Below are 16957 nucleotides of genomic sequence, written 5' to 3' on the forward strand. Positions count from 1 at the left end.
CCCGGAGGTGAACGCACTCATCATTCGGTCTTGCGAACGTAGTGTTTGTAGACGTCCTCGCCACCCTGCTGACTTTCGATCTGGTCGACTAGCTCGACGCCGTCCGTCGTATCAGCCCAACCTTTGAGGTCGCTCATGCTGCCGGGGTCGGTCGCCAGCACTTCGAGAACCTCCTTGGGCTGGAGATCGTCGGTCGCGTCTTTGGTCTTGATGACTGGCATCGGACAGTTCTCGCCCTGTACGTCGAGCGTCGTCGTAGCGTCGTGTTCCGTACTCATTTTCGTATTGCCTCTGATTCACAATACAATACAAGGCCCTAAAAGTGTTGCGGATATTGATCAATACATACACTGTGGTAAGTGAAACCGCCCTGTTCTGGGCTTTTCTCGCGACTCTGTGCTATTTTGGAAACTCACTATTGTTCTTCTTCCACCATACTATGGAAACCCTTATTTGCCTCACTCCGGTATAGGCGAGTGATGAGTGAACAGGAATTTCCCGAGCCAGACGTGGACGTAGAGTCCATCGAACCGGCTAAGCTGAAGGAACGAATCGACGACGGCGAAGACGTGTTCGTGCTCGACACGCGCGCGAACGAGGAGTTCGAGGAGTGGCACATCGACGGTGAGAGGGTCACTACCCACAACGTACCGTACTTCGAGTTCCTTCTCGGCGACGTCGACGAGGAAATCTTTGAGGGGATTCCCGAGGACAGGGAGGTAGTGGTGCTCTGTGCGAAGGGCGATTCGAGCGAGTACGTCGCCGGCCTCCTGAAAGAGCGCGATTATGATGTGAGCCACCTCGCGCGCGGCATGAACGGTTGGGCGGAACTCTACGAGTACCACGAACTCGATACCCAGGAGAATCTGACCATCGCTCAGTACCAACGGCCCTCCAGCGGCTGTCTCGCCTACCTCGTCGTCAGCGGCGACGAGGCCGCCGTGATCGATCCGCTGCGAGCGTTCGTCGGCACCTACGCACAGGATGCACGCGCACTCGGGGCAGATCTGACCTACGCGCTCGACACGCACGTCCACGCCGACCACATCAGCGGCGTTCGCACCGTCACTGAAAACACCGAGGCGACGGCCGTCATTCCCCAGCCCGTCGTCGACCGCGGCGTCGAGTACGACATTGAGTACGAAACAGTCGCAGACGGTGATTCCATCTCGGTCGGTGAAACCCACATTGAGGTGCTTCATACGCCCGGCCACACCTCGGGGATGACTTCGTATCTGGTCGAGGACGTGCTGTTCGCCGGTGATGGCTTGTTCCTCGAGAGCGTCGCCCGACCGGATTTGGAGGAGGGTGCAGAGGGGGCAGCCGAGGCTGCGGGCGAGCTCTACGACACTCTCCAGCAGACGGTTCTCGAACTGCCCGACGACACCGTCGTCGCACCGGGACATTTCAGCGACAACACCGAAACCGACGACGGAACCTATACCACACAGCTCGGTAATCTCGAAGAATCAATGGACGCGCTCGACCTAGACCGCGAGGAGTTCATCGAGTTCATCCAATCGGACATGCCGCCACGGCCGTCGAATTACGAGGAGATCATCGCCACCAATCTCGGTGAGCGCGAGACGAGCGACGAGAAAGCCTTCGAACTCGAACAAGGGCCGAACAATTGTGCGGCCAGCCAAGACGCGCTAACGAGTGATTAGATGATTGGACCGGAGCTACTGACGATACTGGGCCAACTCCCCACCGGACTCTTCCCGCGCGGCATCAGCCAGTACGCCGTCGGTGGCGTACTCATCGGGCTTGGAGTGTCGACTATCTACCTCGGGACGGCCATCACGCCCGGCGCGAGCACGTTCTTCGAATCTACCCTCTCGTATTTCTCGGAAATTCCCCGGTTCAACCGGGCGAAATACCTCGCCACCCGTGACTGGCGGATCGTCTTCACGCTGAGCATGGTCGCCGGTGCGAGCATCTATGCGCTCACGCTCGGCGGTGGAGGCTGGACGACAGACGTGGGAGCGTGGCGGCTGCTCGCTGGCGGCGTGCTCGTCGGCATCGGCACGCGACTCGGTAAGGGCTGTACCTCCGGGCACGGCATCAACGGCATCGCGTCGTTATCTGGGACTTCCCTGGCAAATGTCGCGACCTTCATGCTGGCGGCAATCGGCGTTGCACTCTCAATGCAAGCGCTTGGAGTTTCGCCATGAGCACAAACGACTCCCGCAACCCGCTGTTCATGCCATTAATCGTTCTCGGTGGCGCGCTGTTTGGCTTCGGACTCGCCTACAGCGGGATGGCCAAACCTGAGATCGTCCTGGATTTCCTCCAGCTACAAGACTGGGGACTCGTGTTCGTGATGGGCGGTGCAGCGGCCGTCACTGGAACAGTTATCACAGTTGCAACGCGGTATCTCAGCCGTGCACCGCTCACCGGCGAGCGGTATGGCAAGCGTGAGAAGACCTTCGACCGAAGTGTGCTCCTCGGTGGAGTGATCTTCGGTGTCGGGTGGGGAATTTCGGGACTTTGTCCTGGTTCGGCGTATGCCAGCCTCGGCATCGGGAATTTCCCCATCTTGATCGGGATCGCCGGGATGTTCCTCGGTGCGTATGCACAGGGGTACTGGCGTTCCTATCGAGAGAACACTACTGGAACGGCCACACCAAGTGACTGAGACTCTCGACCAATTCACAGATGACCACAACAAACACCGAGCGATACACGGACCACAAGCGACACGACTGCGATCGATACGTTGACGACGAACAACTGTCACAATGGAGTAGTACTTGTAGCTTATCACTCATGCATGCTCGAGAAACGGTAACTGAAGAACCGAACACACCCCGACGACAAGAAAGAGCTTCGTACGATTCAAATTTGACCCAGCTATGAGCAATCCTGAACTGAATTCGGCCGAGAACGATCAACCTGACTCCGAGAGAGACGGATACGACTGTGATGAGTCGTTTGACGCCAGGAGCGAGGAGGCTCGGACAATGGGACGCGGGTTCTTTGAGGAGTCGAGTGCACCCGGATCGGCGATGGCGCACCTCTATCGGGGCGAAATCCACCGGATGAAACTGTGGCGTGAGCGCCTTGACCGAACCTCAAACTGGGTAGTGACGCTCATCGCCGCTATCCTCACCTATGCGTTCTCTGCTGCAAACCGTCCCCACTATCTCATCCTCGTCGGTGTTGTGATGGTAACGGTTTTCCTCGTCATCGAAGCCCGTCGGTACCGGGGATACGATATGTGGCGGTCGCGGGTCCGGATGCTCCAGCGAAATGTATTTGCGTACTCGCTTGACCCCTCTCAGGGTATTGAAGACCCAGACTGGCGCCCACGCCTCTCTCGAGACTATCGTAAACCTCACGTGAAAGTCTCCTATGAAGAGGCGATAGCACACCGCCTTCGAAGAGTGTATCTTCCGCTGTTCACAGTACTACTTGGGGCATGGTTAGTCCGTATTCTCCTCACTCATGGGGCCGGGACGTGGCCGACGACTGCCGCGATCGGTGCACTACCAGGAACGCTTATCACCGCTCTCGTTGCAATATTCTACCTGTCACTTGTCGGAATCACATTTCGTCCACGTGTCTGGCAGGCGACCGGTGAACTCCGGAGGAGTGAAATCGGTGCGTGGGACGATATCGAATGAGGGAAACATCATATAGCGAGACAGAGATGCACGTAGGTCCACAGCAAGTTCCACGACGAAGAAATTCCGAGACACAGCTGTAAAATAATCGCTGGGAACTGCCAGGTATCGCTTAGTGTGATGTTTGAAGCGGACTTCATCCTGATCTTCGCCATCGCGGTAGGATCGATATCACAGACATATGTTGAGGACAAACGGCGAACCCCGCCTCACAGATATCGATTTCTAGAGTGATCCCAAAAGTACATCAGAGACGGCGGAACCCGTTTCATGACGATTGTGCGCAATCGTGCAGAATATGCACAACATCTTTATCCGCTCCCCAATTATGGATACCTAAGCAATGCCCGACTCAATGGCAGATTACCTACGCGCAGACATGGAATGCGAGGGGCTCCTCAAATGCTTCCACGGTCTCACCGATCTGGACCGAGACTGTTTCGAAGTCGTCGTTAGCGACGAAGCGCCGATGACTATCGATGAAATCGCCGACGATGTCGACCGCGAACGATCGACCGTATATCGATCGATCCAGCGGCTTCGGCAGGCAGGATTCGTCCAGAAAGAACAGGTCAACTACGAGCAAGGTGGCTACTACCACGTTTTCTCGCCGACTGATCCCGATGTCGTCGCAGACGATATGCAGCGAATGCTCAACGACTGGTATGCGAAAATGGGTCAACTCATTGGCGAGTTCCGAACAAAATACGACACCCACGACCAACCAGCGGCGGCTGCTGAGGGGTAATCTTTCCCGTTCAAGGACGAATACGGCACTCATTTACTGTTTCACGGGGCTATCGGTACCAAACGGACCAAAGCACTATTACGCAACACGCACAATACTCTCGTGTATGTCTGGTGTCGGCTAGGTCGGTGCTGAATGCACGGAATGGATGTTCGTTGCAGCCGGTTTCTTGACGTAGCAAATGAGCCGCGGGCAGAATCGGGTCGCTATTTCAGGATCAGTGTCTCAAAACGTGAAACAAACGAGCGTCCAATAGAGCTGTCGCTCACGACCGGGCAGTCACAGGGGACGGCCAAGCCTCAGTCGGGCGGATCGATCCCGTACCACTGCTTCGCTACGGTCAGGAACTGGTTTGCGTCCACTCGCGGTGCGTACGTGTGGTTCTCGCCGTCGATGGCAATCTTCACGAGGAGGTCCACCAGCCGCCAAACATTGTAGAGCACGCACGCGAACGCGAAGTTGAAGAACCGATAGTCGTGTTCAGTCGAGGTGGTTCGCACCATGAAGTGTTTCTGCTTCTTGAAGCCGTTCTCAATGCCCCAACGGTGGCGATACCACCGGATTAACCGCTCGATCATGTGAACGAACGCCTTGCCGTCCATTTGCTGATCGTCGGTGTTATCAGCGGTTACATAGGGGTGATTTGTCTCGAACACCACGGTTTCGCCGGTGTCTACGTCTCCCTCCTGCGCTTTCTGCTTACGCTCTTCGACGTCCTCTTCGCGCTGGATATCCGCGAGCAACCGCGAGAACGACATCCCCTCGCTCGGTTCGCCGTCCACGTCCTCGAACTCCCACTCGCCGCACAGCTCCGTCCATACTGCTGAGAGATCGTCGTCTTCATCCTCGTCGTCGTCCGAATTCGATCGCTTTGGGAGATAGACCTGCTTGCGGGTGGGCGTCCCATCGTCGGCTTTCTCCTCGGTGATATGGAACCGTTCGCCGTTGCGGTACATCCACGCGATGGTGTCTGCTTCGTCGCTGGTGGCGAAGATGCGTGTCGGGTTCAAATAGTGGACACCGTGCTCTTCGCAGGTATTCTTCACTGGATCGCTGTCGAACTCGCGGTCCATCATCACGAGGTCGATGTCGACCATCTCGGTCGCCTGCGACAGGAACTTCTCGACGATTTCGTCCTTCGACTGACCGCGCACGCGCGGGAGCATCGAGGACGAGCGGGACGTCCATCCCGACGATCTTGAGCACTGCCCACTGATAATAGTCGTTACCGTCCTTGTGCCCGAGGATATTGCCTTCGTGATCCTCCACGTCGCCAGTAAACGGGAATCCCTTGGTTTCGTCGATGGCCGCCATGACTGACCCATCGAGTTCGCCGTTCTGACGGGCGCGGGCGATCAGCATTCGCGTGGTATTGCGGAGCATCTCCCGAATCTCCGCGACAGAGAGCTTGCCGATCTGGTAGCGGTGGGTCGATCCCGTCGGGATGCGCTCGCGCGTCGTATCGAGCGAGAACGACGCCGGACCGCTCCGAGCGTACATGTCCTCGCGCATCCCCATGTAGGCGTGTTGCTCCCAGAAAGCGTTCTCGTGAATCTGCCAGTTCTGGCCACGGTCGAGCGCGAAGGCATCGGTCACGAACGGTTTGGCCTGTTGCCACACCTCGTCGGTCTTCTCGGCGACAAGTTGGTGTTTCGGACGCCCGTCGGCTTTCGATTTGCCCGCATTATTCGTTCCAATCCGGTCAGGAAGCGAGACTTCGCAGGTGCGTGCAGCCCTCACAATCGCGTTAGCACACTCCTGTACCACGTCGCGCAGTTCCGCGCTGAAGCGTTCGTTCCATGCCCGCCAGAACGTCGATTGATTCGGGAGCGTCTCGAATCCCAGGCTTTGACGGAGCGAGGGATGCGCTCGGAGATGGTCGTGGAGGGCGGTTTCGTCACAGCCGTTGATCTCCTTGAGCAGGCATGCTCGCACCAGTAGCGCCATCGGATACGGTCCCGAGTACGGCGCGAGCGAATCATGCGCGGCGAGCGTGAGATGGTCGATCGGGAGGTCACAGATCAGCGTCTCGACGTCGGCATAATCCATAGCATGCTCGCACTGTGACTGCGCGATGGTCGTGACACCCGCGACGAATCCATCGAGATCGCCGTCTATCAACACTTAACGACTGTATCGCCCACCACAACCTTCATATAGATTGTGAAAATACGATTTGATGCGATGTCACAGAGCACCCTCGGTCGAATCTGGAATCGTCTCACAGCACGCTACGAACAGGACACAGAATCCGACTGCTGCGGGACTACTGTTGGAGAAATCACACAGGACTCGCCCGAAACCGAATCGGAGAACTGCTGCGAATAGATACGAAACGCAAAGGTACGATATGTCTCAGACAGACTCACCACCCGACGAAGCCTACAGCGCGCTCGACCGATTGTACGACGACCCGGAGGCACGGATCGCCGCCCTGCGGGACTCTCGCCCTCCCGAACGAGATGTTGCCGGTCAAGAAGCCGTCTTCAAGGCGCTCGCCAACGAAGACCGCCTCCGCGTTCTCGAAACGCTCCGCGAGTCCGAGTGCTGTGGCTGTGAATTGCAGATCGTGCTCGATGCACCGCAATCGACGGTCGCCACGCACCTCCGGAAGCTGAAGAACGCAGGGTTGGTTAAATCGCGGAAGAAGGGCAAATGGAGCTACTACCGCATCGCCGATACCGCGGCGCTCGAACTACTCGATCTCGCCCACGCCATTCAAGAGGACGCCTAAGATGCTTCCAGCGGGACTCGAAAGCGGCCTCATCGACTCGTGGAACTACTTCGTTCATCTCGTGGTCCTCCTCGTCCCGCTGTTCATCGGGGCGTCGTTCCTCGTGGGCCTCGCACAAGAGTATCTCCCACCGGAGAAAGTCGAGCGAAAGCTTCGCGGGCACGATGAGGGTGCGGGGAACGTCGCTGCCGCCGGACTGGGCGCGGTGACGCCGTTCTGTTCGTGTTCGACTGTGCCTGTACTGGCTGGATTATTGCAGGCAGGCGCGCCGCTCGGGCTCGCGTTTTCGTTTCTGCTGGCCTCGCCGCTCGTCAACGAGATCGCCGTGTTGTTGCTCGTCGGCCTGTTCGGCATCGAGGTGACGGTCTGGTACATCGTCATGACGTTCGTCGCGGCAGTCGTCGGTGGACTCGTGATCGGGCGGCTGGGATTGGTCGAACAGGTCAAAGAAGTCAGTATTACTGACGATACCGATCAAACCGTCGCAGCGGATGGCGGAACGGTCGACTGCTGTGCTGGGGGAACGACGCAGACCGAACAGACCCACAGACAGCACGTCGAGAGTGCCGCGCGTGATGCATGGTCGTTCTTCGTCGATACGCTTCCGTATCTGGTTTTCGGGATGGTGATCGGGGCATTGATCCACGGCGTCGTCCCAGTCGACGTGCTCCAGACCGTCCTCGGGTCTGAGAACCCCCTAGCCGTGCCGCTGGCTGCGCTCGCCGGTGCGCCGGTCTACGTCAGCCTCAGTGGAATGTTGCCCATCGCCGCCTCCCTCAGCGAACAGGGGATCGCTATCGGAACCGTTCTCGCGTTCGTCGTTGGCGGAGCTGGTGTCAGCATCCCGAACGTGATTCTCCTAAACAAACTCTTCAAGCGCCGGCTGTTGGTCGTTTACGCTACCACCGTCGTTGCAATCGGTGTCGTCGTTGGTGTCGTATTCAATGTTTTCATCGTCTAAGTTACCCTGTTGGTCAGTCAGACATCCATCTTCACTTCCGACAATATCGTGAAAACACCGATTCGCCGCCCTGACGGTCCAGGTCACGAGCGCCCGGGATCGGCTTCGTATCCGTAACAGTCTGTTCGGTGCTATTCGAGGGCGGCGACCGCGTCGACGGTGACTGCGGCACCACCGAGTAGTTCGCAGGCTCCGACGGTCGTGCGCGCTGGATACGGTTCCTCGAAGTATCGCCCGTAGGTTTCGTTGACCGACTCGTAGGCGTCCATATCGGCAAGATAGAGCGTCAGCTGAAGCACGTCGTCCATCCCCTGTCCGTGCTGGTTCAGTTGGGTTTCGAGGTTCTGTAAGGCGAGTTCGAGCTGCTGAGCGGGAGATTCGTTGCTTTCGACCCGCCCTTCGTGTTCGGGCAGCTGCCCCTCGATGAAACAGAGGTCCGAGTCGCCGGTCTTCTTTCCGTAGCCGCCGATGAACTCCGTTCCATCGCGCTGCTTTCGACTTGTCTCGCTCGCTCGGTCTGAAATCGATCTACTGACTTGCTCTGATTGCACACATCGGTTTAGTTTTCGTTCAAGTAAAATCCTTTCGTTCGCATTCAGATAATCAGCATAGAGCCGTAATCAGCGCACAGAGGTGATCGATCGCATTGCTTATCGAAACGATTAATTGATTCCGTATTCAATTCAGATTTCATGGCGCAAGCGACCGAACGACTCCAGCGATACCTCGAAGACGAACTCGGGGAGTGTCGGAACGAGGATGTCGAGCGGCGACTCGACGAACTCGGCACGCTCGAAGCGGCGCTCGGCCCAGCACAGGTGGACGCCGAACTCGACGTCCTTTCCGCACTTGCCAACGAGACACGCTACACGCTTGTTCGCGTGCTCGTGGCCGCTGGCGAGGAGCTCTGTGTCTGTGAGCTGCAAGCGGTCGTTGACGTGAGCGAAAGCGGGCTCAGTCACGCGCTCTCGGCGCTCGTCGATACGGGACTCGTTACCGGGCGCAAGGACGGACGCTGGAAGAAGTACCAAGCTACCAACCGTGCCATCACCCTCGTGACCGTCCTCGAAGGGAACGTGAGCGATGAGTAGCATCGACGCCCACGAGCATGGTCCGAACTGCGAGTGTGAGAGCTGTGGCGACCCACGCTCGATGGACTTCCTCGATAAGTATCTTACCGTCTGGATTTTCGGCGCGATGGCCGTCGGCGTAGGATTGGGCTATCTCGCTCCGTCGGTGACCGAACCGATTCAAGACCTCTATCTCGTGGAGATCGGACTCGTGCTGATGATGTACCCGCCCCTGGCGAAGGCCGACTACTCCCAGCTCCGGACAGTGTTCAGCAACTGGCGCGTGCTCGGACTGAGTCTCATCCAAAACTGGCTCATCGGGCCAACACTGATGTTCGGGCTCGCGGTGATATTCTTCAGCGGACTCGTCCCAGGCCTGCCAGCCCGTCCGGAGTTTTTCCTCGGGCTCGTGTTCATCGGGATGGCCCGGTGTATTGCGATGGTGCTCGTCTGGAACGAACTCGCCGAAGGATCGCCCGAATACGTCACCGGGCTAGTCGCGTTCAACAGCCTCTTCCAAATCGTCACCTACGGCGTCTACGTCTGGTTTTTCGGGTTGTTCCTCCCGCCGTTGCTAGGGATGGACTCGCTCGTTGCCGGTATCACCACCTTCGATATCACGCCGATGCAGGTGTTCGAGGCCATCGTGGTCTTCCTCGGGATTCCGTTCGTCGGCGGCTTTCTGACTCGCTATGTCGGCACGCGCGTCAAGAGTGAGGAGTGGTACGACGAGAAGTTCGTCCCGAAAATCGACCCGCTGACGCTGGTCGCGTTGCTGTTCACGGTCATCGTGATGTTCGCCACGCAGGGCGAGAACATCGTCTCGGCACCCGCCGACGTCCTGTTGATCGCCGTGCCGCTGACGATCTACTTCGTGGTAATGTTCTTCGTGAGTTTCGGCATGGGCAAGGGAATCGGTGCGGACTACTCGACGACGACCGCAATTGGGTTCACAGCGGCCTCGAACAACTTCGAGCTGGCCATCGCGGTCGCGGTCGCCGTGTTCGGTGTCGGCTCCGGCGTCGCCTTCACGACCGTCGTCGGCCCGCTCATCGAGGTGCCCGTCTTGCTCGCGTTAGTCAACGTTGCACTCTATTTCCAGCGCAAGCTCGACTGGAGTGGAGCCAGGACTGGCAATCTCAACGCATCTCGGTCCGAGGCGACGCCTGACGATTAATCCCACTACACCAATGACCACCACTACTGATGCGGCCGACCCGATTCGACTCGCGTTCATGTGCGTCCAGAACGCTGGACGCTCGCAGATGGCGACCGCATTCGCCGAGCGCGAACGCGAGCGCCGAAACCTCGACGACTCCATGGAAATTCTCACTGGTGGGACTCACCCAGCGAACCACGTTCACGAGGGCATCATCGAAGTCATGCGCGAAGAAGGGTTTGATCTCTCGGAGCGGACGCCTCGCAAAATCACGAATGAGGAACTCCATTCATGTAGGTACGTGGCGACGATGGGCTGTTCGACGCTCGACGTTGACAAAGCGGATGCTACGGTCGACGTCCGCGACTGGGATCTCCCCGATCCGCATGGTGAGGACATCGACACGGTACGTTCGATTCGAGACGACATTCACCAGCGTGTAGTGAATCTGTTCGATGAACTCAGCGACGACTCGCAACTGAGCGCCACCGCGAACTGAGATGGCCAACGACCCCTGGTGGGAGCACTTTCACCATCTCGGCTTGGACCCTGCTGCTGTCCACTGGGCAGTTGCTTTCATTGTCGGGTAGTTCGTGGCATGGACCTGGTTCGTCCTCTACAGCGGGAACGAGCTCGTTCCAACGCTCATGCAAGGAACAGCGTTCGCGGTCGCTCTCGGAGTAATTGCCTATCTCACCAGAGGTCGGCTAGCTAAATTCGTTATGCACAGTTCCCTGCGAAATTTGTACTCCCGGTATGGGTTTTCGAGCCAAGCCGTGCATCAACAATCTATCTAACTATCCTCCAGAATAAAATATCAGGTTCACATATACTCTATAATTGTCCCAAACCATATTCTGATGGATCGAGCTTTTCAACAGATGGAACATAGCGTAGGAGGGGATGAGAGAGCCAATACAGCGTCACAAACAGGAAACCAACTCCTGTCACGCCCACTACGACGGTGCTCCCTATCGCATCGCCTGCGACCCCACCAAGCAACGAACCGACTGGCATCGCTGCTGCTGAAGCGCTGACGTTGACCGAAGTCACACGTCCCAGTAGCCTCTCAGGAACATACGTCTGGGTCATCGCCATGAACACGACGTTCGTAACACCAACAGGAACCCACGCGAAGCAGAATAAAACGGCGGTCACAGGAAGCCATTGAACGTAGACCGCAGTAAGCCACGCAAAGCCACCGAGACTGAATCCAATGATGTTCAATCGACTCAGTGAAACCTGTTTCAACGGTGAGGCCATGAGCGCACCGATCAAGAGCCCCGCAGTCATTGCCGCGAGTAGTATTCCATACGTCTCGGAACCGCCACGTGATGCCGCGAACGCGGGAAGAACGGCCATCATCGCTCCAATCATGAAATTGACAATCACCGACGCACCAAGCGTTAAAATGAGGATGGTTCCTCGAATGTATTCGATACCTTCGCGGAGTTTCTCCACATAATCTGAAAATGTCGACGTGACTCGGTCTGTATTCTCTTGATTTGTCTCACTCTCTGCATCAGGAATCCGAGTTACAGCGAAGATTAGCGCTGTCAGAATAAACGTCACTGAATCGATTAAATATAGCGAAACCGCACCGAAGAGTGCGACAAGCACTCCACCGAGTGACGAGAAGGCCGTATCGACGCCTTGATACGCAAACGAAAACGCCGAGTTTGCGTCGACGATCTCTTCCTCTTGAACGATTCGTGGTAGCGCAGCGTTTTGGGCCGGGTAGACGAACTGGCTCACCATCGCAGCAAGCGGCATAACCACAAGCACGACCGTCACGGAAAGCCAGCCTGTCATCGCTGCCACTGGAATGATGAGCACAAGCGCGGCTTGAAGCACCTGCGTCCCCACCAATAGTCGACGGAGATCCCAGCGATCGGCGAACGGTCCCGTGAGAAACTGTAAAGTCGTAGGAACGAGTGTCAAAAAGCCCGCCAGCCCGGTATAAAATGCTGAGCCGCCGAGATCATAGACTAGCCACATTGCCGCGACATAATAGAGACTATCACCAGCGTTCGTCACCAACCGTCCCACAAAGAGTCGCCTGAATGCTGTGTTCCGAATGAGCGATTTCATCAATCTAAATATCCGGCCGTAGCAGATAACTATTAGCAGAACGTCATTTCTGTGAACTGACCGACCGAAGCCTGCTTCTGTTCTACCCGCTATATGACTGAGGCAGACAGATCATCCTCTACTTCAAGCCTGAGATAGTCATCGTCAAGCTTCAAGGCTAACTGGACGCGCCATGGATCTGATGAAAGTACCGTGGCGTTCTCTTCACGGAGCCACGGCAATTCCCAAAACGGTGTTGTATTGAGATTGATACCGTGGTCATAATGAAAGGCAACAACCTCCGGTTGAGAGAGAAGATACACGCCTATTGAGGTAATGGAGCGGTTATCACATCGTTCACAGACATGCTCAATGCCGACTTCTTGATCTTCAAGAAGATATTCGGAGTTCGGGATTATTGAGCCATGCATACGGCCGGTACAGTTGAGACAGAAGCACTTCCTCACCGCCGAAAGATGTGCCCGGATTTGTCCGTCGAACGCATGAGGTAGTTCCTCGTGGGTCCGGTTTTCGAATGCTCCCGGTGGGAAACCAAACGTCGAGATCTGGTCGTCGCAAGCCTGGCAGACGATAGTAACACGTTCATGCTCATATTCAGCCACTAGTGAAGACCCACAGACACTGCACATCGCGTCAAGTTCAAACGATCTCGGAGTTCCACGCTGATTGAACGTTCCCGAGAAGATAGCTCCGATAACCCGCATTCCGGCATAGGTGAGTTCGTATTCATCCGCATCAGTCTGACGAATGAAATTGTTGACGAGCTTTCCGAGATGATAATTGAATTGGCCACTATCAGCTACGCTGGCACGTTTTCGCAGTGTAGAGAAAGAAAGTGAGTCGTCAGGCGTCATCCCTAATGCCCGGATGATAGCGATTCTTGTTTCATCACCGAGGAGAGCAAATGCGTCCTCCGGCGACATCTCGTTGAGCTCGTTTTGCTTGGTCGATGAATCGGCCATATTAGGAAGCGCTCCGGCAAGAAAGTTAACCCTGTTCTAGATGCTCGATGAGTGGGCTCAGACATGTTCCCTGCGCTGTATTAGCCATCAGACCTTTTAAGAGCTAGAACACATGTTACGATGCTACATTCGGATTTTCCTGGTTGACAATGTCTCAACCCTACTGGACGCCGGTCACAGCGTCGTAGCAGAGATGACCCGCTCGCACATCCAAGAAGGCATCGACGCCGCCAAGCGTGTCGGTCGACCACCGTTCGGCTACACGGTCGAAGACGGCTCCCTACAGCAAGTGCCCGCCGAGTACGTCCGTGTCCAGAGCCTCATCCGCGAGGTTCGCAAGAGCCGCGAAGAGAAGGCCACCGCCGCGTTCTTCAAGATACCCGGCTCGAAGATTCGGAGTACCATCACACGATCCGAGGCGAACTACAACATCCCCTTCGACAACGATCAGTGGCAACTCGAACGCGCGAAAGTCGATGTCGGCGAGAAGAATTTCCCGCCGCTCGATGTCCGAGGCGTACATCCAGTCGAATCCAAGAGAAATCCTGAATAACACTTCTCTGGGAGAAGCGTTCGCAGCGAGTTCGGACTATGGACAAAATCCGGCGAGGGCTCTGGGAAATCGAACCCATTATGTTCGGGTGATGAGCCGTTCGTGGTACCGGCAGAACCCAACCCATGACACAGCACTCACCGCACCACAGTTGGACGCACGCAACGGGCGAGACATCGCCCAGCGTCCGTCTGTCGGGTAGCTTGTGATGGCGGTGATTCAGATGTCATGGCTAATCATTCAGCGTCGGAGACCGACTCATCCGATCCGGACGCACGTATCGACACGCAGCCACCAGCCGCAGACCGATCGAACGGGACCACGGAGACCTTCTCACCGGATCTCGCCGACATCGCTAATGCCGGACGGTTACAGTTTTTCGACGACAAAGCCGACGGTGTAGGCGACGATCTCGGTGGATTCGTCGCAGATGTCACCACCGTCGTACAGACGCGCTGCGAGCATTGTGAGGACTACGCCGACATCGAGGCGCTGGTCTGTGATCTGCCGATTGACCACCTCACGTTCGCCGCGCATGATTCGCTCGCACCGTACTCGGGACCGTATCCGATGGCGCTACTGGTTCGAGCGTGTCTGCTCAAGGAGATCAACAGGTGGGACGAAACCGCGCTCCACGACCACCTCCGAGCGCATCCCTCACTCCGTCGTCAGCTCGGCTTCGAGACGCTCCCGAATCAATCGACGTTCTGGCGGGCATGGAACGAACGCTTCAGCGCGGAACTCCGCGATGCCGTACAAGAGTGTGCTGACGCGATTGTGAGGGCCGCGCGTGCCTGCGAGGTTCCGCTTCCCGACCGGATCGACACCAGCGAAGCGGATGAGTCGGACGCCAATGACCCTCCAGAACACCAGCTCGTTGCCGAGAAAACCGACGAGGTCTGGCAGCAGGCCAAACCGTTCGTGACCGACGCCTTCGCGCTTGATCGCGGCCCGAACTGGCAGATCCACGAGAACGCCTTCTGGGAACAGCATGCCTACATGGGGATGCGCGAGGACATGTACGCTCGGAGCGGCCCCGCCTCGTTCTCGCTCGATACCACGCGCGAGCATATCCCAACTGGATCGACCCACCGCTATCAGATCGGCAAGCACTCGGTCGATGACATCCGTTTGATGCTCCGCAACACCACGCGGATGCTGATCGCCCGTGCGCGCCAGCACGGCGAACTCACCGGGAAGCTCTGGGCGGCCATCGACGTCACCAAGGGGTTCCCGTTTACCGGCGACCCAGAGGGTCACGAGGACGACATCCTCGGACACAGGGATCAAAACGAGTACTACCAATGGGCGGTGATCAAAATCGTCGGGAGAGACGTTCCGTTGGTGCTTGACGCTATCCCGCGCGTGCGCGGCCAATCGAAAGACGAGATCGTCGGGAAGCTCCTGTCGCAAGCGACCGAGATGGTGAATCTCGATCTCGTGATGATGGACCGCGAGTTCGACAGCGAGTCGGTGAAAGGCACCTGCGAGGAATACGGCATCCACTACCTCAACCCGACGCGTATCTACACCAATAGCGACGAATCCGATACCATCGCATGGATGTACCGCAACGGCGAACGGTTTCACGTCACCGAAGAGAAAGCCAACGATGGGACGTCTACGCGCAAGCAGGTCTACCTCCCGAAGCAGTCGCGCTCGAACGATGCGGACGAAGACAACGGTCTCTCGGAGGTATGGCAAGAGATGTGCGGCGAGTGGGAGTTCGACGACATAGAGGGTGAACCGAGCGAAGGAATGTCGTTCTCGCGGCTGATCGCGGACATCCAACGCGAAGAGGAAGTCGAAGAGCGCAAACAGAAAGCAGAGAACGGCGACGTTGACACTGCCGGTACCGTCGTCTTCGAGACGAACCACCCCTACGTGACCGCCGGTGACGCCGACGGTCAGCAGATGGACGCGAGAGCGTTCGTCCACATGATCGAGCGGCTAATTCGCTGGTATCGCCATCGCTGGGGCATCGAGAACGGGTTCAAGAAACAGAAACACTTCATGGTGCGAACCACCTCGACCGAGCGCGACTATCGGTTCTTCAATTTCGCGTTCGCATGCGTGCTCTACAACGTCTGGCGGCTGGTTGATCTGCTGGTGAAACTCGCCATCGACGGCGAGAACCGCACGTACGCACCGCGAGTGGACGCGAACCAGTTCCTGACCGTCGCCAAGCAGTGTTACGGCCTAGATCCGCCTGACTGAGGCTCGGTCAACCCCCTGTGAGCCCGTTCGTGAGCGACAGCTCTATCGGGCAGTTATTTGTTTCGCGCTTTGATGCGATGATTCTGAAATTGCGATCCGACCCCATCCACAGCTTGTTTGGCACATCAGGAAAACGGCTGCAACGAACGCCCAGTCTGTGCATTCAGCGGCCATCTAGCCGACTTCAGATCTCACGAAAGCCCGTTCTCTCTGCTGAAATCTAAGAGACGAATTTTCATCTGTGGAGAGTGACGAGGCTACCCTCGTTAGTTTAAATTTTATGGGTTTTATGCATGACGAATCAAGCTAGCCGAACTCAGCTCTTGGGAAGTCCACGCCTCCGATCGGACTTCGACGCTCATGCCGTACTCTTCGGCGGTACACGCGAGCCGGGCGATGAACGTTTGGAACGCCAGGAGTTGTGCGTCTTCGCGTTCACCTCGACCGACACGACGCTTCGAGAACGTCCGTGAGAGCGCCAACGTACACCGTTGAAACACCGTCGTCGTACAGGCGTTCCATCAGGTTGCGGACGAGCGCGTCCATCGCGTGATCGCGCCGCGTCCGACGCTGGTACAGCCGTCGTATCCAGTGACTGCTGTACCGGTCATCTTCGAGCAATGATTGTAGCTGCGCTATTAGGATCCCTCAGCATCTAAGCGGTAGCCGACAACGAAGCAACGAATATATTGCGGTCTGTGGTTTATCATCAATAACTGCAGGCTGGAACTCACAATTTTCTCTGCAACGAATAATCCATCCCACACGCGGATGTCAATATTCAAGAGTATAACACATGGCGCCATATCGACTGGCTTTTATACTCAATTTGCTAC

The 16957-nt window shown here is 56.9% G+C and carries 15 protein-coding genes and 3 pseudogenes; 12 read left to right on the forward strand and 6 right to left on the reverse strand.

The window, feature by feature from the left end:
- Window positions 1-20 precede the first annotated feature (20 nt).
- Entirely contained in the window at window positions 21-278 is a 258-nt protein-coding gene (locus ACP97_RS06655) for a sulfurtransferase TusA family protein (RefSeq protein WP_049997057.1), read from the reverse strand.
- 201 nt (window positions 279-479) lie between these two features.
- On the opposite strand from ACP97_RS06655, the gene ACP97_RS06660 reads away from it, so the two are divergent.
- The 5 genes from ACP97_RS06660 (at window position 480) to ACP97_RS06680 (ending at window position 4374) form a co-directional block, all read left to right on the forward strand.
- Window positions 480-1667, forward strand: a complete 1188-nt coding sequence (locus ACP97_RS06660; RefSeq protein WP_049997058.1) for an MBL fold metallo-hydrolase — start codon at window positions 480-482, stop codon at window positions 1665-1667.
- Window positions 1668-2174, forward strand: a complete 507-nt coding sequence (locus ACP97_RS06665) for a YeeE/YedE family protein (RefSeq protein WP_049997059.1) — start codon at window positions 1668-1670, stop codon at window positions 2172-2174.
- Entirely contained in the window at window positions 2171-2638 is a 468-nt protein-coding gene (locus ACP97_RS06670) for a DUF6691 family protein (RefSeq protein ID WP_049997060.1), read from the forward strand. The genes ACP97_RS06665 and ACP97_RS06670 overlap by 4 nt, the downstream gene beginning before the upstream one ends.
- Window positions 2639-2963: 325 nt before the next feature.
- Window positions 2964-3626, forward strand: a complete 663-nt coding sequence (locus ACP97_RS06675; protein ID WP_049997102.1) for a DUF2270 domain-containing protein — start codon at window positions 2964-2966, stop codon at window positions 3624-3626.
- Window positions 3627-3969: 343 nt separating this feature from the next.
- Entirely contained in the window at window positions 3970-4374 is a 405-nt protein-coding gene (locus tag ACP97_RS06680) for a helix-turn-helix domain-containing protein (protein WP_049997061.1), read from the forward strand.
- Between the two features lie 299 nt (window positions 4375-4673).
- On the opposite strand, the pseudogene ACP97_RS06685 reads toward ACP97_RS06680, so the two are convergent.
- A pseudogene (locus ACP97_RS06685) lies at window positions 4674-6423 on the reverse strand (transposase).
- A gap of 301 nt (window positions 6424-6724) precedes the next feature.
- On the opposite strand from ACP97_RS06685, the gene ACP97_RS06690 reads away from it, so the two are divergent.
- Complete coding sequence (locus ACP97_RS06690; protein WP_049997062.1) at window positions 6725-7108, forward strand: ArsR/SmtB family transcription factor; 384 nt, start codon at window positions 6725-6727, stop codon at window positions 7106-7108.
- Window position 7109: 1 nt separating this feature from the next.
- Window positions 7110-8069, forward strand: coding sequence for a permease (locus ACP97_RS06695; protein WP_049997063.1), 960 nt, complete (start codon window positions 7110-7112; stop codon window positions 8067-8069).
- 131 nt (window positions 8070-8200) lie between these two features.
- Here ACP97_RS06695 and ACP97_RS06700 read toward each other — a convergent pair whose 3' ends face one another.
- Complete coding sequence (locus tag ACP97_RS06700; protein WP_049997064.1) at window positions 8201-8620, reverse strand: RidA family protein; 420 nt, start codon at window positions 8618-8620, stop codon at window positions 8201-8203.
- Window positions 8621-8761: 141 nt separating this feature from the next.
- Here ACP97_RS06700 and ACP97_RS06705 point away from each other — a divergent pair, with 141 nt between their 5' ends.
- Genes ACP97_RS06705 through ACP97_RS06715 form a run of 3 tightly spaced genes read left to right on the forward strand, consistent with a single transcriptional unit; the run spans window position 8762 to window position 10797 of the window.
- Window positions 8762-9160 (forward strand): ArsR/SmtB family transcription factor, encoded by a 399-nt coding sequence (locus tag ACP97_RS06705; protein ID WP_049997065.1) that lies wholly within the window; start codon window positions 8762-8764, stop codon window positions 9158-9160.
- Window positions 9153-10316, forward strand: a complete 1164-nt coding sequence (arsB, locus tag ACP97_RS06710; protein WP_049997066.1) for an ACR3 family arsenite efflux transporter — start codon at window positions 9153-9155, stop codon at window positions 10314-10316. The genes ACP97_RS06705 and arsB overlap by 8 nt, the downstream gene beginning before the upstream one ends.
- Before the next feature lie 13 nt (window positions 10317-10329).
- Entirely contained in the window at window positions 10330-10797 is a 468-nt protein-coding gene (locus ACP97_RS06715; protein WP_049997067.1) for a low molecular weight phosphatase family protein, read from the forward strand.
- A 335-nt stretch (window positions 10798-11132) separates the two neighbouring features.
- Here ACP97_RS06715 and ACP97_RS06720 read toward each other — a convergent pair whose 3' ends face one another.
- Together ACP97_RS06720 and ACP97_RS06725 are read right to left on the reverse strand one after the other, a co-directional pair.
- The gene (locus tag ACP97_RS06720; protein WP_049997068.1) at window positions 11133-12389 is read right to left on the reverse strand and encodes an MFS transporter; all 1257 of its coding nucleotides are present in this window, start codon (window positions 12387-12389) and stop codon (window positions 11133-11135) included.
- Window positions 12390-12478: 89 nt separating this feature from the next.
- Window positions 12479-13351, reverse strand: a complete 873-nt coding sequence (locus ACP97_RS06725) for a winged helix-turn-helix domain-containing protein (protein WP_049997069.1) — start codon at window positions 13349-13351, stop codon at window positions 12479-12481.
- A 190-nt stretch (window positions 13352-13541) separates the two neighbouring features.
- Here ACP97_RS06725 and ACP97_RS06730 point away from each other — a divergent pair.
- Both ACP97_RS06730 and ACP97_RS06735 read left to right on the forward strand, forming a co-directional pair.
- A pseudogene (locus ACP97_RS06730) lies at window positions 13542-13904 on the forward strand (recombinase family protein); the annotation flags it as partial.
- 228 nt (window positions 13905-14132) lie between these two features.
- Complete coding sequence (locus ACP97_RS06735; protein WP_202593574.1) at window positions 14133-16121, forward strand: transposase; 1989 nt, start codon at window positions 14133-14135, stop codon at window positions 16119-16121.
- Between the two features lie 320 nt (window positions 16122-16441).
- On the opposite strand, the pseudogene ACP97_RS19025 reads toward ACP97_RS06735, so the two are convergent.
- Window positions 16442-16760, reverse strand: a pseudogene (locus ACP97_RS19025) (transposase); the annotation flags it as partial.
- Window positions 16761-16957: the final 197 nt, after the last annotated feature.

The sequence above is a fragment of the Halococcus sediminicola genome (genome assembly GCF_000755245.1).
In the GTDB taxonomy this organism is placed as follows: Archaea; Halobacteriota; Halobacteria; order Halobacteriales; family Halococcaceae; genus Halococcus; species Halococcus sediminicola.